The sequence below is a fragment of the Micromonospora sp. NPDC126480 genome (assembly GCF_040302465.1).
Taxonomy (GTDB): domain Bacteria; phylum Actinomycetota; class Actinomycetes; order Mycobacteriales; family Micromonosporaceae; genus Micromonospora.
The window spans coordinates 15,982-34,979 of record NZ_JBEORU010000006.1 but is presented as its reverse complement, the minus strand read 5'-3'; the positions used below and the strand labels follow the sequence as shown (position 1 = coordinate 34,979).

At 71.8% G+C, this 18,998-nt stretch carries 16 protein-coding genes; 7 read left to right on the top strand and 9 right to left on the bottom strand.

Going from position 1 to position 18,998, the window contains the following annotated elements:
• Nucleotides 1-45: 45 nt before the first annotated feature.
• Entirely contained in the window at nucleotides 46-1,497 is a 1,452-nt protein-coding gene (gene hflX / locus ABTW87_RS07610) for a GTPase HflX (RefSeq protein WP_350649522.1), read from the bottom strand.
• Nucleotides 1,498-1,692: 195 nt separating this feature from the next.
• On the opposite strand from hflX, the gene ABTW87_RS07605 reads away from it, so the two are divergent.
• On the top strand, nucleotides 1,693-3,165 hold the full coding sequence (locus ABTW87_RS07605) for an NAD-dependent malic enzyme (RefSeq protein ID WP_350649520.1): 1,473 nt from the start codon (nucleotides 1,693-1,695) through the stop codon (nucleotides 3,163-3,165).
• Between the two features lie 89 nt (nucleotides 3,166-3,254).
• On the opposite strand, the gene dapF is transcribed toward ABTW87_RS07605, so the two are convergent.
• The 4 genes from dapF to ABTW87_RS07585 form a co-directional block, all read right to left on the bottom strand.
• Nucleotides 3,255-4,103: a diaminopimelate epimerase gene (gene dapF / locus ABTW87_RS07600; RefSeq protein WP_350649519.1), complete on the bottom strand. Its 849-nt coding sequence runs from the start codon at nucleotides 4,101-4,103 to the stop codon at nucleotides 3,255-3,257.
• A gap of 7 nt (nucleotides 4,104-4,110) precedes the next feature.
• Complete coding sequence (gene miaA / locus ABTW87_RS07595) at nucleotides 4,111-5,136, bottom strand: tRNA (adenosine(37)-N6)-dimethylallyltransferase MiaA (RefSeq protein WP_502891547.1); 1,026 nt, start codon at nucleotides 5,134-5,136, stop codon at nucleotides 4,111-4,113.
• On the bottom strand, nucleotides 5,019-5,738 hold the full coding sequence (locus ABTW87_RS07590; RefSeq protein ID WP_350649515.1) for a class III extradiol dioxygenase subunit B-like domain-containing protein: 720 nt from the start codon (nucleotides 5,736-5,738) through the stop codon (nucleotides 5,019-5,021). The genes miaA and ABTW87_RS07590 overlap by 118 nt, the downstream gene beginning before the upstream one ends.
• Before the next feature lie 97 nt (nucleotides 5,739-5,835).
• Nucleotides 5,836-6,312 (bottom strand): hypothetical protein, encoded by a 477-nt coding sequence (locus ABTW87_RS07585; RefSeq protein ID WP_350649514.1) that lies wholly within the window; start codon nucleotides 6,310-6,312, stop codon nucleotides 5,836-5,838.
• A gap of 491 nt (nucleotides 6,313-6,803) precedes the next feature.
• Here ABTW87_RS07585 and ABTW87_RS07580 point away from each other — a divergent pair, with 491 nt between their 5' ends.
• Both ABTW87_RS07580 and ABTW87_RS07575 read left to right on the top strand, forming a co-directional pair.
• A complete protein-coding gene (locus ABTW87_RS07580) occupies nucleotides 6,804-8,012 on the top strand; it encodes a DUF349 domain-containing protein (protein ID WP_350649512.1) in 1,209 nt (402 codons plus the stop codon).
• A gap of 398 nt (nucleotides 8,013-8,410) precedes the next feature.
• Nucleotides 8,411-9,835 (top strand): pectate lyase family protein, encoded by a 1,425-nt coding sequence (locus tag ABTW87_RS07575; RefSeq protein ID WP_502891541.1) that lies wholly within the window; start codon nucleotides 8,411-8,413, stop codon nucleotides 9,833-9,835.
• 40 nt (nucleotides 9,836-9,875) lie between these two features.
• On the opposite strand, the gene miaB is transcribed toward ABTW87_RS07575, so the two are convergent.
• The 3 genes from miaB to selD form a co-directional block, all read right to left on the bottom strand.
• Entirely contained in the window at nucleotides 9,876-11,375 is a 1,500-nt protein-coding gene (gene miaB / locus ABTW87_RS07570) for a tRNA (N6-isopentenyl adenosine(37)-C2)-methylthiotransferase MiaB (protein ID WP_350649511.1), read from the bottom strand.
• Nucleotides 11,376-11,589: 214 nt separating this feature from the next.
• Nucleotides 11,590-12,069 carry a hypothetical protein gene (locus ABTW87_RS07565; RefSeq protein ID WP_350649509.1) on the bottom strand — a complete coding sequence of 160 codons (480 nt, stop codon included), beginning with the start codon at nucleotides 12,067-12,069 and terminating at the stop codon, nucleotides 11,590-11,592.
• Nucleotides 12,070-12,269: 200 nt separating this feature from the next.
• On the bottom strand, nucleotides 12,270-13,259 hold the full coding sequence (gene selD / locus ABTW87_RS07560) for a selenide, water dikinase SelD (protein ID WP_350649507.1): 990 nt from the start codon (nucleotides 13,257-13,259) through the stop codon (nucleotides 12,270-12,272).
• 181 nt (nucleotides 13,260-13,440) lie between these two features.
• On the opposite strand from selD, the gene ABTW87_RS07555 reads away from it, so the two are divergent.
• The 4 genes from ABTW87_RS07555 (at nucleotide 13,441) to ABTW87_RS07540 (ending at nucleotide 16,847) form a co-directional block, all read left to right on the top strand.
• Nucleotides 13,441-14,196 (top strand): amino acid ABC transporter ATP-binding protein, encoded by a 756-nt coding sequence (locus tag ABTW87_RS07555; RefSeq protein WP_350649505.1) that lies wholly within the window; start codon nucleotides 13,441-13,443, stop codon nucleotides 14,194-14,196.
• A gap of 61 nt (nucleotides 14,197-14,257) precedes the next feature.
• Complete coding sequence (locus ABTW87_RS07550; RefSeq protein WP_350649503.1) at nucleotides 14,258-15,139, top strand: glutamate ABC transporter substrate-binding protein; 882 nt, start codon at nucleotides 14,258-14,260, stop codon at nucleotides 15,137-15,139.
• Between the two features lie 41 nt (nucleotides 15,140-15,180).
• Entirely contained in the window at nucleotides 15,181-15,888 is a 708-nt protein-coding gene (locus ABTW87_RS07545) for an amino acid ABC transporter permease (protein WP_350649501.1), read from the top strand.
• Nucleotides 15,885-16,847 (top strand): amino acid ABC transporter permease, encoded by a 963-nt coding sequence (locus tag ABTW87_RS07540; protein ID WP_350649499.1) that lies wholly within the window; start codon nucleotides 15,885-15,887, stop codon nucleotides 16,845-16,847. Before ABTW87_RS07545 ends, ABTW87_RS07540 begins: the two co-directional genes overlap by 4 nt.
• A 50-nt stretch (nucleotides 16,848-16,897) precedes the next feature.
• On the opposite strand, the gene rny is transcribed toward ABTW87_RS07540, so the two are convergent.
• On the bottom strand, nucleotides 16,898-18,664 hold the full coding sequence (gene rny, locus ABTW87_RS07535) for a ribonuclease Y (protein ID WP_350649497.1): 1,767 nt from the start codon (nucleotides 18,662-18,664) through the stop codon (nucleotides 16,898-16,900).
• Nucleotides 18,665-18,998 lie beyond the last annotated feature (334 nt).

The window sequence follows — 18,998 nt, the reverse complement described above, 5'->3', positions numbered from 1 at the left end:
TCATAGTGTCGCACGACGCCGCGCCGGTACCATGCGCCCGGACGCCTAGGAAGGGGACCCGACGGCCTGCGGCTCCGCCGCCCGGAACGGCTCCAACTCGGCGGCCAGCGCCGCACCGACCCGCACGTGCAGCAGGGTGCCCTCGGGCAGGTGTGAGGTGCTCAGCACCTCGCCCTGGCGGTGCACCCGGGCGACCAGGTCGCCCCGGTCGTACGGCAGGACCGCGCGGACCTCGACCGCCGGTCGCGGCAGCCGGGACTCGATCGCGGCGCGCAGCTCCTCGATCCCCCGACCGGAGTGGGCGGAGACGAAGATCGCCTCCGGCCAGAGCCGCTTGAGCCGCAGCAGCGTCTCCTCGTCGGCCGCGTCGGTCTTGTTGACCGCGAGCAGCTCCGGCAGCCGGTCGGCGCCCACCTCGGCGAGCACCTCGCGGACCGCGCGGACCTGCTCCTCCGGGTCCGGGTGGGTGCCGTCGACGACGTGCACCACCAGGTCGGCCTCGGCCACCTCCTCCAGCGTCGAGCGGAACGCCTCGACGATCTGGTGCGGCAGGTGCCGGACGAAGCCGACCGTGTCGGAGAGCGTGTAGAGGCGGCCGTCGCTGGTGTTGGCCTTGCGGGTCGTCGGGTCCAGCGTGGCGAAGAGCGCGTCCTCCACCAGTACGCCGGCGCCCGTCAGCCGGTTGAGCAGGCTGGACTTCCCGGCGTTGGTGTAGCCGGCGATGGCCACGGCCGGCACGGCGTTGCGGGAACGGCGGGCGCGCTTGGTCTGGCGTACCGTGCGCATGCCCTTGATCTCCCGACGCAGCCGGGCGATGCGGTGCCGGATCCGGCGCCGGTCGGTCTCCAGCTTGGTCTCACCGGGACCGCGCAGACCCACGCCGCCGCCGGCGCCGCCGCCACGCCCGGAGCCACCGGTCTGGCGGGAGAGGGTCTCACCCCAGCCGCGCAGTCGGGGCAGCAGGTACTCCAGCTGGGCCAGCTCGACCTGCGCCTTGCCCTCCTTGCTCTTCGCGTGCTGGGCGAAGATGTCAAGGATCAGGGCGGTGCGGTCGACCACCTTGACCTTGGTGCGCTGCTCGAGGTTGCGCAGCTGGGACGGGGACAGCTCGCCGTCGCAGATCACCGTGTCGGCGCCGGTGGACAGCACGACCGCCCCGAGGTCGTCGACCTTGCCGCGGCCGACGTAGGTGGCCGGGTCCGGGCGGTTGCGGCGCTGGATCAGCCCTTCGAGCACCTGCGAGCCGGCCGTCTCGGCCAGCGCCGCCAGCTCGGTGAGGGAGTTCTCCGCGTCCTGCTGGGTGCCCTCGGTCCAGACGCCGACGAGGACGACCCGCTCCAGCCGCAGCTGGCGGTACTCGACCTCGGTGATGTCGGTCAGCTCGGTGGAGAGGCCGGGGACCCGCCGCAGCGCCTGCCGCTCCGACAGCTCGAACTCACCGGTGGTGGCGTCGAGCTCGTCGTCCTCGTGGGGAAGGAAGGTCTCCTGCTCTCGCAAACTGCGTCTCCTGTCCGTTTTATCCGTCACCGGGGAGTTTCCGGCGTGTACGAGCAATCCTGACATGTGCCAACGCCGGACGCACCCGCTATATGCCCGTCGGCGTACCGGTCAGTAGCGGGGCCGGATGCGTGCCGACCTGCGTGGGCGAGTAGAAATGCGGGCGAGCCGTTCAGCGTCGACGGAGGGATCTGCGTGGCCATCACCCGACTGCCGAGTGCCGGATTCTCGATCACGATCCGGATCGCGGTGCCCGCCGACGCATCCTCGATCGGGCGGCTGACCACGTCGGTCGGCGAGGCCGGGGCGATCGTCACCGCGCTCGACGTGGTCGACTCCGACCCCACCCACGTGATCGTCGACCTGACCTGCGACACCGCCGACGCGAGCCACGCCGACCAGGTGGTCGACGCGCTCACCGCGCTTGACGGTGTGGACGTGCGCAAGGTCTCCGACCGCACGTTCCTGCTGCACCTCGGCGGCAAGATCGAGGTCAGCTCGAAGGTCGCGCTGCGCACCCGTGACGAGCTGTCCCGCGCGTACACCCCGGGGGTCGCCCGGGTCTGCATGGCGATCGCGGAGAACCCGGCGGACGCCCGGCGGCTGACCATCAAGCGCAACACGGTCGCGGTGGTCAGCGACGGCTCGGCGGTGCTGGGCCTGGGCAACCTCGGGCCGGCGGCGTCGTTGCCGGTGATGGAGGGCAAGGCGGCGCTGTTCAAGCGGTTCGGCGGGGTGGACGCCTGGCCGGTGGTGCTGGACACCCAGGACACCGACGAGATCGTGCAGATCGTCAAGGCGATCGCGCCCGCGTACGGCGGGATCAACCTGGAGGACATCGCCGCGCCGCGCTGCTTCGAGATCGAGGCGCGGCTCCGCGAGGCGCTGGACATCCCGGTCTTCCACGACGACCAGCACGGCACCGCGATCTGTGTGCTGGCCGCGCTGACCAACGCGCTACGCGTGGTCGGCAAGGACCTCGCGGACGTGCGGGTGGTGGTCTCGGGCGCGGGCGCGGCCGGCACCGCGATCATGAAGCTGCTGCTGCGCCAGGGCGTGGGCGACATCATCGCGTACGACCGGGACGGCGCCCTGCACCGCGGGATGGCCGGGCTCAACCCGGCCTGGCAGTGGCTGGCCGAGCACACAAACAAGGAGAACTACTCCGGGGACCTGCGCGGTGCGATGCGCGACGCGGACGTCTTCATCGGCGTGAGCGCGCCCAACCTGCTCAGCGGCGACGACATCGCCACCATGGCCAAGGACGCGATCGTGTTCGCGCTGGCCAACCCGGACCCGGAGGTCGACCCCCGGGAGGCGCGCAAGTACGCCGCCGTGGTGGCCACCGGCCGTTCCGACCAGCCGAACCAGATCAACAACGTCCTGGCCTTCCCGGGTGTGTTCCGGGGCATGCTGGACGCGCACGCCGAGGAGTTCACCGAGGAGATGGCGATCGCCGCCGCTCGGGCCATCGCCGACGTCGTCGGCGAGGACAAGATCAATCCCACGGTCATCGTCCCCAGCGTCTTCGACTCCCGCGTCGCCCCCGCGGTGGCCGCCGCGGTCCGCGCCGCCGCCCAGAACCCGTCGGCGACCCCGCCCCCGGCCGCCGACCCGGGGCCGGCCGACCTCCCCGAGATCGCCGCGAACGCCAGCGCCACCCCGTAACCCCCGCTCGCCTCGGCGATCATGGAGTTGTGGTGCCTCACAAGGAGGCGCATACCGGGTAACAACACCCACCACAACTCCATGATCGGCTAAGGGGTCGGCAGTGCGGAGGGGGTTGCGTGGCCGGTGGCCACCAGTACTGCGGGGCCGGCCAGCCAGCAGGTCTGGTCGGTGAGGGTGACTGTCAGGCGACCGCCGGGAACGTCGACCGCGACCACTCCCGTGGTGCGGTCCAGGTCGCGCAGGGCCACCGCGGCCACGGCGCAGGCACCGGTGCCGCAGGAGAGGGTCTCCGCGCTGCCGCGCTCGTAGACCCGCATGCGGACATGGCCGTCGGTGCCGTCGACCGGGTCGCCCGGGGCGCTGAACTCGACGTTGACACCGGCCGGGAAGACGTTGGCGTCCACCTCCGGCGCCCGGGTCAGGTCGAGCGCGGTCAGCTCCAGGCCGGCGGGCACCGGGCAGACCAGGTGCGGGTTGCCGACGTCGACGGCCGTACCGGCCAGGGTCAGCCCGGCGAGGGCCGCGGTCGAGGTGTCGTACAGCCGTGGGCGGCGCATCTCCACGGCGACGCCCTCCCCGTCGACCCGGGCGCGCACGAGGCCGGCCCGGGTGGCCACCGTCAGGGCGGCGTCGGCCGGCGCGGCCAGCCCGGCGTCCAGCAGGTAGCGGACGAACACCCGGGCGCCGTTGCCGCACATCTCCGCGAACGAGCCGTCGGAGTTCCAGTAGTCCATGAACCACTCGGCGTCACCGGCCAGCGCGGCGCCGTCCGGATGCTTGGCCGCGCGGACCACCCGCAGCACGCCGTCCCCGCCGATCCCGCGCCGCCGGTCGCACAGCGCCGCCACCAGCCCGGACGTGAGGTCGAGCGCGCCGTCCGGGTCGGGGAGGATCACGAAGTCGTTGCCGGTGCCGTGCCCCTTGGTGAACTCCACGCCCCCATCATCGCGCAGCGTCGCGGACCACCCGCAGCGCATCCGCCACCAGGGCGTCCGACGCCGAGTCCAGCCAGTGGATCCGCGGGTCCCGCCGGAACCAGGAGCGCTGCCGGCGGACGAAGCGACGGGTGGCGCGGACCGTCTCCTCGTACGCCTCGGTCTCGGTCAGCTCGCCGGCCAGGAACCGCAGGACCTGCTGGTAGCCGAGGGCGCGGCTGGCCGTACGCCCCGCCGGCAGGCCCCGGCCGGCCAGCTCGCGGGTCTCGGCGACCAGGCCGTCGGCCCACATCCGGTCCACCCGCAGCGCGATCCGCTCGTCGAGCAGCGCGGTGTCCAGGTCGACGCCGACCTGCACCGACGGGTAGTACGGGGTGGGTTCGGGCAGCGCGGCGGTGAACGGGCCGCCGGTCAGCTCGATGACCTCCAGGGCGCGGACGATCCGGCGGCCGTTGCCGGGCAGGATGCCCGCCGCCGCCCCCGGGTCGACGTCGCGCAGCCGCGCGTACAGGGGGGCGGGCCCGAACTGGGCGAGTTCCGCCTCCAGCCGCTCCCGGACGGCCGGGTCGGTGCCCGGGAACTCGAACTGCTCCAGCACCGCCCGCACGTAGAGCCCGGACCCGCCGACCAGCAGCGGCACCCGCCCGCGGGCGAGGATGTCGTCGACCGCGGCGCGGGCGAGGCGCTGGTACTCCGCGACGCTCGCCGGCTCGGTCACCTCCCAGATGTCCAGCAGGTGGTGCGGCACCCCTTCGCGTTCGGCGACGGTGAGCTTCGCGGTGCCGATGTCCATGCCGCGGTAGAGCTGCATGGAGTCGGCGTTGACCACCTCCCCGCCCAGGGTGTGGGCGAGGGCGATGCTCAACGCCGACTTGCCGGCCGCGGTCGGCCCGACCACGGCGACCACCGGGCCGGTCACGCCGGCTCCCAGGAGGCGACGAGGTAGGCCACGCCGTACGGCGCCGCGTCGTGGGTCAGCTCGCCCCGCCAGTGGCCACCGGCCGCGTGGACCGCGCCGGCGAGCACCTGCCAGGGCGCGCGGCCGGCGGCCTTCAGCTCGGTGGACAGCCCCGGGTCGAGGTTGCGGAGGGCGTCGACGTCCGCCGTGGCCAGGGCCCGGGCGACCCCCCGGTCGTACGGCTCGGCGCGCGGGTCGTCGTAGCCGGGCGCCCGCTCGCCCCGGCAGGCCGACCCGTCGCCCATCACGAGCAGCGCGATCCGGCGCTCGCCACCGTCGACGAGCGTCGCGCCGAGGGCGGCGCAGCCGGCAGCGGCTTCGCCGAACGCGACCGCCTGGGCGTACCGGGGCAGTGCCGTGCCGGACCGGCGCAGCAGCCACGCGCCGAGGGTCAGACTGAGCGGGAGGCGCGCCTCGTCGGAGCGGTCGCCCCGCCAGAGCGGCACCCGCAGGTCGACCCCGTAGCGGTGGAGCGAGCCGTGCTCGGAGGCGTCGAACGTGGCGGTCGCCGGGGCGGCGCCGACGACGACGAGTTCATCCGGCCCGGCGGCCAGGAGCCGGGCGACGGCGGCGTCGCAGGCGGCACGGAGTTCGTCCAGCTCGGGCGCGGCGGCACCGGCCACCTCGGGGACGAGCAGCGGCGGGTGCGGGCAGACGGCGGCGGCGACCAACGACACCCGGAAACGTTAACCGCCGGCCGGCGCGGCCCGGGCGCGGGATCGCCGCACCGCGGTCGCCCGCACCCGGTACCGGGTGCGGGCGACCGCGCGGGCCCTACGCCCGTCCGTACTGGGGCGCGGAGCACCAGGACTCGGTCCCCTGCACCACGCAGGCCCTGACCTTGACCAGCGTGTTCTCGCCGATGTTCCCGGTCGCCCACGGGCTGCAGTACGGCGAGTTGTGCCCCCGGGTCGTCGCGATCCGGTCGGTCTGCCAGGTGCTGCCCGGGTTGATGTCCATCTGGATCTCGATGCCGACACCGTCGGCCTCGTAGTCACACGCCTGCAGCGCATCACCGGGGTCGTCGCCGACCGGGTCGGAGTTGAACCAGACGATGCCGATCAGCTTGTCGTTCTTGTTGAAGACGTCGAAGCCACGGTCGTAGGACTCGCTCTTGTCCGCCCCGCGCAGGAACGTGCTGGTCCGCACCCAGTAGCCGGTGCCGAGCGCGGCGTGCGCGGGCGCCTGGACCACCAGGCCGAGGATCGCCGCCATGGCGACGGCGAATGCCATTCTGAGCGTACGGTTCATGTGACCTCTCCCGTTGACGGTGCCGCACCGGCAGCCGGCGCGTGCGGACACGGCGACGACGGGGGGGTCGTGACGAAGCCCCCGTCGCTTCGACCGATGGCGATGGACGGTACGCGGAAATGATCGTCCACACAAGACGATGAGCTGGCCGGAACGCCACCGGCGGGCGGGCTCGGGTCGCCTGGTCGCCCCGGCCGCCCTGCACCATGGTCTGGAACCGCCACTGCCCGGCCGGGTCCGGGACGAACGGTTCCTTCTCCGGCACCACCACGACGGCACTCCCGTACGCCGTACGGTAATCGTACGGAGGATTCCGACACTCCCCCTCTGACGGGGGCGGTCGGGCACTAGGACACCGTATGGTCACGGTCGGCGATAGGCGCTCGACGGGAACGGGGGCGTACCTGTGACAATGCCGTGGAGAAACTTGGCTGCGCCGTGGCGGTGCTCGCGGGACTGACCCGCGACGCCGGGAGAACGAGGATGGGCACATGAGCGACTGGACTGCCTTCGGACGGGTGGACGCGGACGGCACCGTGTACGTCAAGACCGCCGAGGGCGAGCGGGTGGTCGGTTCCTGGCAGGCAGGTGCACCGGAGGAAGGACTGGCCCACTTCGCCCGTCGCTTCGCCGACCTGGTCACCGAGGTGGATCTGACCGAGGCCCGGCTCAACTCGGGCGCGGCGGACGCGAGTCACTCGCTCAGCACGATCCGCCGGCTGCGTTCCTCGCTGGCCGAGGCCCACGTGGTCGGCGACATCGACGGGCTGGCCACCCGGCTGGACCGGCTCGCCACCGTGGCCGAGGAGAAGGCCGGTGAGGCCCGGGCGGCCCGCGAGGCGGCCCGCAGCGAGGCCCTGGCCCGCAAGACCGCCCTCGTCGAGGAGGCCGAGAAGCTGGCCGCGGAGTCGACCGGTTGGAAGACGGCCGGGGACCGGCTCAAGGAGATCCTCGAGGAGTGGAAGACCATCCGCGGGGTCGACAAGAAGACCGACGGCGAGCTGTGGAAGCGGTTCGCGGCGGCCCGGGACGGCTTCACCCGCCGGCGCGGCGCCCACTTCGCGTCCCTTGACGCGCAGCGCAAGCAGGCGCAGACCGTCAAGGAGGAGCTGGTCGCCGAGGCCGAGAAACTCAAGGACTCGACCGAGTGGGCGGCCACCGCGGGCCAGCTCAAGGAGCTGATGAACCAGTGGCGTGCCGCGCCGCGTGCCTCGAAGGAGGCCGAGCAGCGACTCTGGGAGAGGTTCCGCGCCGCGCAGGACGCCTTCTTCACCCGCCGCAGTGAGGTCTTCTCGGCACGGGACAACGAGCAGCGCGCCAACCTGGAGCGCAAGCAGGCGCTGCTGGCCGAGGCCGAGGCGCTGGACGTCGACGGCGACCCCAAGGGCGCGCAGGCGAAGCTCCGGGAGATCCAGGCGCAGTGGCACGAGGCCGGGCGGGTGCCCCGGGAGGCGGCCGCCGGCCTGGAGCGGCGGCTGCGCGCCGTCGACGAGAAGGTCCGCGAGGTGATGGACTCCGCGTGGCGGCGTACCAGCCCGCAGGACAACCCGCTGCTGGCGCAGATGCGGGCGCAGGTGGCGGAGGCCGAGGAGCGGCTGACCCGGGCCCGGGCGGCCGGGGACGCCCGGCGGATCAAGGAGGCCGAGCAGGCGCTCGCCTCGAAGCGCCAGTTCCTCCAGCTCGCCGAGCAGGCCGGCTGAGCCGATCGTTCCGGAGGCCCCCGGATCCCCGTACGGGACCCGGGGGCCTCCGGCATCTGTCCGGTCGACATTTACATCGACGTTTATCTGTGCTTTCCTGAGGAAAGCGCTTGCCCAAACCGCGGGCGACGCACGGGAGCCGTTCCGACAAGTACGACGGCAGGGCGCACCTCCGCGACCGCCACCGCATCGCTGCCACTGGGCACGGCAGCCTCCGATGCCGGGGCGGACCCTGCCGGCCACCTTCGGATGACGCGCAGCCAGGCGTGCCCCGCGGCGCCGTAACCCGATCCACCGCCGTGGCGACACGTGTCGCGGACGCATCCGGGCCGGCGCCCACAGCCGGTCCGCGACGACGCGCCATCCCACCCTGTCCAGGATTCGAGGGGAGAACACTCGTGCGCGCAAGACTGATGCGGCGACTGGCGTCGCTGGCCGTGACGGTCCTCGCGGTGCCCGCGGCGGTCGTCGCGGTGACCACCGCCCCGGCCGGAGCGGCGACCGTCGACACCGGTGCCTGGTACGTCTTCGTGAACCGGCACAGCGGCAAGGCGATGGACCTGTGGGGCTGGTCGACGGCCGACGGCGGTGAGATCCGGCAGTACACCCGCACCGACGCGACCAACCAGCAGTTCCAGTTCGTCGACGTCGGCAGCGGCTACTACCAGCTCCGCAACCGGCACTCGGGCAAGGCCGTCACCGTGCCCAACTCCAACGACGGCGTGCAGGTCACCCAGGTCACGGCGAGCAGCGACACCAAGCAGCACTTCACCCTGAAGGACTCCGCCGGCGGCTACGTCCGGTTCCTCAACCGGCACAGCAAGAAGGCGCTGGACCTGTGGGAGTGGTCCACCGCCGACGGCGGGATGATCTCGCAGTACGCCGACCTGGACGGCTACAACCAGCAGTGGCAGCTGATCCGCCTCGGTGGCGGCGGCACCACCCCGCCGCCCCCGCCGCCCCCGGCCGGCGGCCTGGTCGGCTGGGCCACCCAGAACGGCGGCACCACCGGCGGCGGCAACGCCGCGACGACCACAGTGACCAGCGCCTCGGCGCTGAGCAGCGCGCTCGGCTCCAGCAGCGCGGCGGTGATCCGGGTCTCCGGCACCATCTCCTGCTCCGGCATGCTGCGCGTCCGATCCAACAAGACGATCCTCGGCAACGCCGGCGCCACCATCGCCGGCTGCGGCTTCACCATCAACGGCGACCGCAACGTCATCGTCCGCAACCTCACGTTCCGGGGCTGGGACGACGACGCGATAAACGTCGAGCAGTCGGCGACGAACATCTGGATCGACCACAACACCTTCACCGACGGCTACGACGGCGCGGTCGACATCAAGCGCGGCTCGGACTTCGTCACCGTGTCCTGGAACCGCGTCCACAACCACGACAAGACGATGCTGCTCGGGCACAGCGACAGCAACGCCAGCCAGGACGTCGGCCACCTGCGGGTGACCTACCACCACAACTGGTTCGACGGCAGCAACCAGCGCAACCCCCGGGTCCGCTTCGGCAACCCGGTGCACGTCTACAACAACTTCTACGCCAACGTGGGCGGCTACGGCGTCGCGTCCACGATGAACGCCGGCGTGCTCGTCGAAGGCAACTACTTCGAGAACGTCGACGACCCGTACCACCTCGGGGAGGGCAGCTCCGGGCCGGGCTCCATCGTGGCCCGCAACAACCACTTCGTGAATTCCGGCAGCGGGCAGGCCGGCGGAAGCGTCAACGGCATCCCGTACCCGTACACCCTGGACAGCGCGAGCAGCGTCAAGTCGATCGTGACCGGCGGCGCGGGCGCCGGCCGGATCTCCGTCTGAGCACGCCGGTCGGGGCCCGCCCGGCGGGCCCCGACCCCGGTCAGTGGGCGGCGCAGCCCGTCGCCGGCGCCGGCGCCGCGGCCGGCCCGCCGATCGTGGGCAGGCCCAGCAACACCCCCGGGGTACGCGGGGAGCGCCCCGCCTCGGCCGCGTCCCCCGCCCTGGTGCGCCGGTGCGACAGCGGCTCGCCGTCGGCGTTGAGGTGGTGCGGAGCGGCGTACGTGACCGTGGTGTGCACGATGTCGCCGGGGCGGATCCGCCCGGCCAGCGAGCCGGCGTCGAAGTGGACCAGGCGGCCGTCGCGCGCCCGGCCCGACATCCGGCCGGTGCGCTCGTCCTTGCGCCCCTCGCCGACGGCGACCAGCACCTCGACGGTCTCCCCCACCAGCTTCCGGTTCTCCGCCCAGGTGATCTCCTCGACGCAGGCGATCAGCCGCTCGTAGCGCTCCTGCACGACCTGCTTGGGCAGCTGCCCGTCCATGGTGGCGGCCGGGGTGCCGGGGCGCTTGGAGTACTGGAACGTGAACGCCGACGCGAACCGCGCCTCGCGGACCACGTCAAGGGTGCGCTCGAAGTCGGCCTCGGTCTCGCCCGGGAAGCCGACGATGATGTCCGTGGTGATCGCCGCGTCCGGCATCGCCGCCCGGACCTTCTCGATGATGCCCAGGTACCTCTCCGACCGGTACGACCGGCGCATCGCGCGCAGCACGTCGTCCGAGCCGGACTGCAGCGGCATGTGCAGCGAGTGGCAGACGTTCGGCGTCTCGGCCATCGCGGCGATCACGTCGTCGGTGAAGTCCTTCGGGTGCGGGCTGGTGAACCGGACCCGCTCCAGCCCGTCGATGTCGCCGCAGGCCCGCAGCAGCTTGCCGAAGGCGTACCGGTCGCCGAACTCGACGCCGTAGGAGTTGACGTTCTGCCCGAGCAGCGTCACCTCCAGCACGCCCTCGTCGACCAGGGCCCGCACCTCGGCGAGGATGTCGCCGGGGCGGCGATCCTTCTCCTTGCCGCGCAGGGACGGCACGATGCAGAACGTGCAGGTGTTGTTGCACCCGACGGAGATCGACACCCAGCCGGCGTACGTCGACTCGCGGCGGGTCGGCAGCGTGCTCGGGAAGACGTCGAGCGACTCGAGGATCTCCACCTCGGCAGCCGTGTTGTGCCGGGCGCGCTCCAGCAGCACCGGCAGCGACCCGATGTTGTGCGTACCGAAGACCACGTCGACCCACGGCGCCCTGCGGACGATCTCGCCGCGGTCCTTCTGGGCCAGGCAGCCACCGACCGCGATCTGCATGCCGGGGTGCTTGTCCTTCACCGGGCGCAGGTGACCCAGGTTGCCGTAGAGCCGGTTGTCGGCGTTCTCCCGGACCGCGCAGGTGTTGAAGACCACGACGTCGGGGGTGTCCTCGGCGTCCGCGGCGCGCACGTAGCCCGCCTGCTCCAGCAGGCCGGAGATGCGCTCGGAGTCGTGCACGTTCATCTGGCAGCCGTAGGTGCGCACCTGGTAGGTGCGCAGGCTGCTCGCCGCTGCGGTAGTCATGACCAGGACAGCGTATCCGGGAGGACCGGATCGACCGGAACCGAGGAGGGAGCCGGCTCCCCACCGCGCCCGGGGGTAAGGAAGGGCCCCTTCTTAACGCCTGCGGTAGAGGAAGGGTCCCTTCTTAACACCCGGCGGGAAAGACGCGCCGCCGGCTGTTAAGAAGGGACCCCGGTACAACGCCAGGCGTTAAGAAGGGGCCCTTCCTTGCGTCTCAGGCGGCGGCGAGGGCGGGGAGCACCGAATCCGGCGCCCAGCGGGAGCGGTGGCACCGCGACCAGCCGCGGCAGCCCGGGTTCGCCTCGGTGCACAGTCGCTGGTTGCTGAGGACCTCGCCGTCGTCGGTCTCCCGGACGTCGAAGTGCACCGGGCGGATCGTCCCGTCCGGGGCGACCAGCAGGTGCCGGGTCTCGTCGAGCGTGTCGTCGCGCAGTACGCAGTTGCGCTCGAGCAGACGGGCCAGGGCCGCGACGCTGGGCAGCTCGGCCAGGGTGTCCGGCACCCCGTAGCAGTCGACGATCGTGGCGAACTCGCCCGGCGCCCGCCAGATGTCGCAGACCACCGCGTACCTCGGCAGGCGCGCCGGGTCCGCCACGGCCAGGGGCATCACCACCCGGCCGAGCGCCTCGGCCAGTGCCGGCCAGACCTCCGTCGGCCGCACCTGGTCGATTCTCCAGTTCCACAGCTCGGTCATGCCGCCTCCTCGCTGTGCTCGTTCCACCGGCCTCCGGATCGGGCCTTACTGACGATGGTGGGGTGCATATGACCTCAGCCGGGGGCAAGTTACCGGTCTGTGACCATTCCGGGCAAAATTTCCTCGAGCGCCATTGCTCCGAGTAGCCAGAAGATGACAGTTTATCGGGTATGGTGCCACGTTCCGGCATCCGACACGACTCACCTCAGCACGACGAGGTGCTCGCCCCGAGGCAGCAGCTCCCCGATCACCGGGGCGCCCGGCAGCTCGCCCGCGACCAACAGGCCACCTGAGGTCTGCGCGTCGGCCAGCAGCAGCCGGTCCGCCTCGCCCGCCGGCCCGAAGTCCGTCCACGGGCTGACCCAGTCCAGGTTGCGGCGGGTGCCCCCGCTGACGTGGCCGTCCCGGACCGCCTCCCGCGCCCCTGCCAGGTACGGCACCCGGCCGATGTCGATCGCGACCGTCAGGCCGCTGGCCCGGGCGAGTTTCGACGCGTGGCCGAGCAGCCCGAAGCCGGTCACGTCGGTGCCGCAGCGGACCCCGCCCGCCACTGCCGCGCGGGCGGCGTCCCGGTTCAACGTCGCCATCGTCGCCACCGCCTCCGGGAAGACCTCACCGGTGACCTTGTGCCGCGTGTTGAGCACCCCGACGCCGAGCGGCTTGGACAGCGACAGCGGCAGCCCGGCCCGCCCGGCGTCGAGGGTGATCAGGCGCTCCGGGCGGACCGTCCCGGTGACCGCGAGGCCGTACTTCGGGCCCTCGTCGTCGACGCTGTGCCCGCCGGCGAGGTGGCAGCCGGCCTCCCGGGCCACGTCCCGGCCGCCACGCAGCACCTCCCCGGCCAGCTCCAGCGGGAGGACGCCCCGCGGCCAGCAGAGCAGGTTGAGCGCGACGAGCGGGGTGCCACCCATCGCGTACACGTCGGAGAGGGCGTTGGCCGCGGCGATGCGACCCCAGTCGTACGCGTCGTCGACGACCGGGGTGAAGAAGTCGGCGGTGCTGACCAGGCCGGTGCGCTCGTCGAGCCGGACCACGGCGGCGTCGTCGCCGTGGTCGAGGCCGACCAGCAGGTCGGCGGCGCCCGCCGCCGGGCCGAGGCCGGCCACCATCGCCTCCAGCTCACCGGGTGGGATCTTGCAGGCGCAGCCGCCGCCCCGGGCGTAGCGGGTCAGCCGTACCGGTCCGGTCATCCCCATATGATCTCGACGGCCCGTGAACCACGCCACCTCGGCGGTCAGAATCGGACTCGACGCGCGTCCCGGAGACGGTGTTACCGCTCCGTGACCAACTGAGTTGCATTCCGCCACATCACGCCGCCTACAGTTGCCCAACCGGAGGTCATCCGACCTCCCGTGCGCGACGACAGGGACGGTGGACGACGTGACGACGGGCGAACCGCTCATCGTGCTGGACTCGGTCAACAAGTGGTTCGGGCCGCTGCACGTGCTGGACGACGTCTCACTGTCGGTCGGCCGCGGCGAGGTCGTCGTCGTCATCGGCCCGTCCGGCTCCGGCAAGTCGACGCTCTGCCGCGCCATCAACCGGCTCGAGCCGATCAACTCCGGCACCATCACCTTCGACGGCCAGCCGCTGCCGGCCGAGGGCAAGGCCCTCGCCAAGCTGCGCAGCGAGGTCGGCATGGTCTTCCAGTCGTTCAACCTGTTCGCGCACAAGACCATCCTGGAGAACGTCACGCTCGGGCCGGTCAAGGTACGCAAGGAGAAGCCCGGGGCGGCCCGCGAGCGCGGTCTGGCCCTGCTGGACCGGGTCGGCATCGCCAACCAGGCCGACAAGTTCCCCGCCCAGCTCTCCGGCGGCCAGCAGCAGCGGGCGGCGATCGCCCGCGCGCTGGCGATGCAGCCCAAGGCGATGCTCTTCGACGAGCCGACCAGCGCGCTCGACCCGGAGATGGTCGGCGAGGTGCTGGACGTGATGACGTCCCTGGCCCGCGACGGCATGACGATGGTGGTCGTCACGCACGAGATGGGCTTCGCGCGGCACGCGGCCAACCGGGTGGTCTTCATGGCCGACGGCCAGCTCGTCGAGGACGCGCCCCCCGCCGAGTTCTTCGCGAACCCGCGCAGCGAGCGGGCCAAGGACTTCCTCTCCAAGATCCTCACGCACTAGGCGTCCGTAAGTGGAGGCGTGCCGTCCCCCGGCCCGGCTCCGTCCGAAGAAGGAGAAGAGTATGCGTATGAAGCGCGTAGCGGCGCTCGCCGCGGCCGCCACCCTGGCGCTCGGCCTGGCCGCCTGTGGCGGCGACAGCGCCGACGACGAGGGCACCGGCGCCGGCAGCAAGTCCTTCGCCGCCGGCAGCACCATGGAGCGCCTGAACAAGGCTCAGGCGATCAAGATCGGCACCAAGTTCGACCAGCCGGGCTTCGGCCTCAAGGGCCTGTCGGGCAAGCCGGAGGGCTTCGACGTCGAGGTCGCGAAGATCATCGTGAAGGAGCTCGGCATCCCCGAGGACAAGATCGAGTGGGTCGAGGCCCCCTCGAAGGTCCGCGAGGACGTCATCGTCAACGGCACCGTCGACCTGGTCGCCGCGACGTACACGATCAACGACAAGCGCAAGGAGCGCGTCGCCTTCGCCGGGCCGTACTACGAGGCCGGCCAGAACATCATGGTGAAGAAGGACGACAGCACGATCACCGGACCGGACTCGTTCAAGGACGGCACCAAGAAGGTCTGCTCGGTGACCGGCTCGACCCCGGCCGAGGAGATCAAGAAGTACGTCAAGGACGTCGCCACCCAGCTCGTCCTGTTCGACACGTACGACAAGTGCCGGGACGCCCTCAAGGGCGGCCAGGTCGACGCGGTGACCACCGACAACGTCATCCTGCTCGGCTACATCGCCAAGGACGAGGCCTCCTTCAAGCTGGCCGGCGAGAACTTCACCAAGGAGCCCTACGGCATCGGCGTGAAGAAGGAGGACACCGACTTCCGCAACTTCATCAACGACACGCTGGAGAAGGCGTTCTCCGACGGCAGCTGGCAGAAGGCCTGGGACGAGACCGCCGGCAAGTTCGGTGCCGAGCTGGGTTCCGCGCCGACCGTCAACCGCTACTGATCTGACCGGCTGATCTGGAGGGTGGGGAGGAAGTCCGGCCCGTGGGTGTACTCATCGACAAGTTCGACGTCTTCGCGGGTGGTTTCTGGCTCACCCTCCAGATCTGCGTCCTCGCCGCGATCGGCGCCCTCATCCTGGGCGCCGTCGTGGCGGTCCTGCGGATCTCGCCGGTGCCGCCGTTGCGGGCGGTCGGCACCGCGTACGTCAACATCTTCCGCAACATGCCGCTGACCGTGGTGATGTTCTTCGCCGCGTTCGGCCTTCCCGCGCTCGGCTCCAACGCGGACTTCCTCCGCATCCCCGGCCTCGACATCGTGTTCAGCCGGCTCGGCACCGACCTGCCGTACTTCCGCTTCGCGCTGATCGCCCTCGTGCTCTACACGGCGGCGTTCGTCTGCGAGGCGCTGCGCTCCGGCGTGAACGCGGTGCCCGCCGGGCAGGCGGAGGCGGCCCGGTCGCTCGGCCTGACCTTCACCCAGAACCTGCGGTACGTGGTGCTGCCGCAGTCCTGGAAGGCGTCGATCGTGCCGCTCGGCTCGGTGATCATCGCGATGATCAAGAATTCGGCGCTTGTCGGCTTCTTCGGCGTCGTCGGCGACCTGTCCCAGACCGCCGACCAGCTGACCTCGGCCGAGGGCTACGCCTTCATCCCGGTCGCCATCGGCATCTCGATCGGATACCTGATCATGACCGTACCTCTCGGCGCGCTCCTCGACCGGATCGAGCGGCGGCAGGCGGTGGCCCGATGAGCCAGCAGACCGTCCTCTACGACGTCCCCGGGCCGCGGCAGCGCCGGATCACCCTGATCGGAAGCATCGTCGCCACCATCCTGCTGCTGGTCGGGGCGTACTTCCTGATCTACAAGCCGCTGGACGACAAGGGCCAGTTCTCGATGGAGTTGTGGGGGCCGCTGGTCGACCCCGGCAACGAGAACTTCGCGCTGGTCTGGGAACGGATCGGCGTCGGCTTCAAGAACACCCTGATCGCCGCTGCGCTCGCCATCGTCACCTCGCTTGTCGTCGGCACGCTGCTGGCGGTGCTGCGGATCCAGCTCAAGAGCCTGGCCCGACGCCGCTTCACCGGCATGGCCGCGCCGCTGGCGTACCCGCTGCGCGGGCTGAACCTGGCGCTCTCGGCCATCACCCGCGTCTGCGTCGAGGTCTTCCGGGGCCTGCCCGTGGTCATCACGATCTTCTTCGTGGCCCGGGGCTTCCCCGAGTTCGGCGTCACCTTCGACACGCTCTGGTACCTGGTCATCGGCCTCACCATCTACAACTCGGTGGTGATCGCCGAGATCCTCCGCTCCGGCATGGAGGGCCTCCCGGGTGGCCAGGCCGAGGCGGCCTCCGCGATCGGCCTCTCCCCGCTGCAGACCACCCGGATGATCCTGCTCCCGCAGGCGTTCCGGATCATGCTGCCCGCGCTGATCAGCCAGCTGGTGGTCGTCCTCAAGGACACCTCGCTCGGCTTCATCATCAGCTACGAGGAGACCTTGAACATCGGCAAGCAGATCATCGGCGCGCTGGACAACCCGATCCAGGTCTACACCGTGATCGCCGTGCTGTTCATCGTCGTGAACTACTCGCTGTCCAAGCTCGCCCAGTACGTGCAGCGCCGGCTCTCCCGGGGCCGCCGGACCGCCGGCACCCCGGCCCAGCAGCCGCCGGCCACCGCCCTCATCTCGCAGGCCGAGGGCGGCAGCAACTGACCTCAACGACGAAGGGGGCGGTCCCGGCCGCCCCCTTCGTCGTACCGGCGTCAGCGGGCGATCTCGGTGACCCGGGACTCGCGGACCACGGTCACCCGGATCTGACCGGGGTAGGTCAGTTCCTCCTCGATCTGCTTGGCCACATCCCGGGCCAGCACGGCGGCGCCGATGTCGTCCACGTCATCGGGCTTCACCATCACCCGGATCTCCCGGCCGGCCTGCATCGCGAAGACCTTCTCCACGCCGAGCTTGCCGGCAGCGATCTCCTCGATCCGCTCCAGCCGCTTCACGTACGCCTCGAGGCTCTCCCGCCGCGCGCCCGGGCGCCCGCCGGAACAGGCGTCGGAGGCCTGGGTGAGGACCGCCTCGATGGTCTGCGGCGGCACCTCGTTGTGGTGCGCCTCGATGGCGTGCACGACGTCGTCGCTCTCGCCGTACTTGCGGGCCACGTCCGCGCCGATGATGGCGTGGCTGCCCTCGACCTCGTGGGTGAGCGCCTTGCCGATGTCATGCAGGAACGCGCACCGTTTTATCGTCGGCACGTCGAGCCGCAGCTCGGCGGCCATGACCCCGGCGATGTGCGCGGTCTCGACGAGGTGCTTCAGCACGTTCTGCCCGTACGACGTGCGGTAGCGCAGCCGGCCGAGCAGGGTGACCAGCTCCGGGTGGATCTCGGTGATGCCGACCTCGACCAGGGCGTCCTCGGCGGCCCGCTGGCAGAGCTGCTCCACCTCGTGCCGGGCAAGGTCGTACACCTCCTCGATCCGGTGCGGATGGATCCGCCCGTCGAGCACCAGCTTCTCCAGGGTGAGCCGGCCGACCTCCCGGCGGACCGGGTCGAAGCAGGACAGCAGCACCGCCTCGGGGGTGTCGTCGATGATCAGGTTGACGCCGGTCACCGACTCGAAGGCGCGGATGTTGCGCCCCTCCCGGCCGATGATCCGGCCCTTCATCTCGTCGCCCGGCAGGTGCAGCACGCTGACCACGCTCTCCGCGGTCTGCTCGCTGGCCACCCGCTGGATGGCGTCGACGACGATGTGCCGGGCGCGCTCCTCGGCGGTGCTGCGCGCGTCCGACTCGATGTCGCGCACCAGCAGCGCTGCCTCCCGCTTGGCCTGCGCCTCGATCGCCTCGATCAGCTCCGCGCGGGCCGCCTCCGCGGTGAGCCCGGCGACCCGCTCCAGCTCGCGACGACGCTGCTCCTCCGCCCGGGTCAGTTCCTCCTCCCGCTCGGCGAGGGCCGACTCGCGGGCAGCCAGGCCGGCGTTGGCAGCGCTGAGCTGCCGCTCCCGCTCGGCGAGCCGTTCCACCTCCTCGGTGTGCAGCCGCTCGCGCTCGTCCATCCGGGCGGCCCGGCGTTCCACCTCGGCCGCCTGCTCCCGGGTCGTCGCCGCGAGGACGGCGACCTCCCGCTCGCCGCTGCGCCGCGCCGCCGACCGGAGCTGCTCGGCGTCGGCCTCGGCCTGCTTGTGCGCCCGCTCCAGGATGGTGTCCGCCTCGGCCCGGGCGTCGTCGAGCACCCGCCGTGCCTCCGCCCGGGCGGCCTTCGCCTCGGCCTTGGCCGCGGCCGCCTCGGTACGCGCCGCCGCGGCGGCGGACTTCGCCACGTCGATGGTGCTGTTCGCCTCGTCCGCCGCCGACCGCAGAGCGGCGAGGGACTGCTCCTGGCGGTCCTTCTCGGCGATGAAGGCCGGATCCTCCGGCGCGGGCGCCGTCCCGAGCCGGCGCACGACCCGGACGCCGAGCAGCACCGCGCCGAGCACGACCAGGGTCAGCACCAGCACGGCCACGAGGAGGACGACGTCGAACCCGCTCATGCCGGCACTCCACCGCGGGCGGGCGCCTGCGAAGGCCGCGGAAGGTGTGGGCCCCCGCCGGGGCCGTCTCCTTCCGCGATCTCCCGGTCGCGGAACGCGCGGCGCCGGCCGCCCGGTCGAGGGGGCCGCACGCCGGGCGCTCCGGACCGCCCGCTCATACCGGTCTCCCTGCTGACCCCTGCAGCCTCGCCATGGCGCGCCTCCCCTGAACGTCGCGCCGCAGGGACGTGCCGGTGGGCACGCTCCTGCGGCTCTGGACGCCCGACCGGAGCGGCTGGCCGTGGGGTAGCCCTCCCCGCCGGCGGCGCCCGGGCGGCATCGTCGGCGGCCAGGT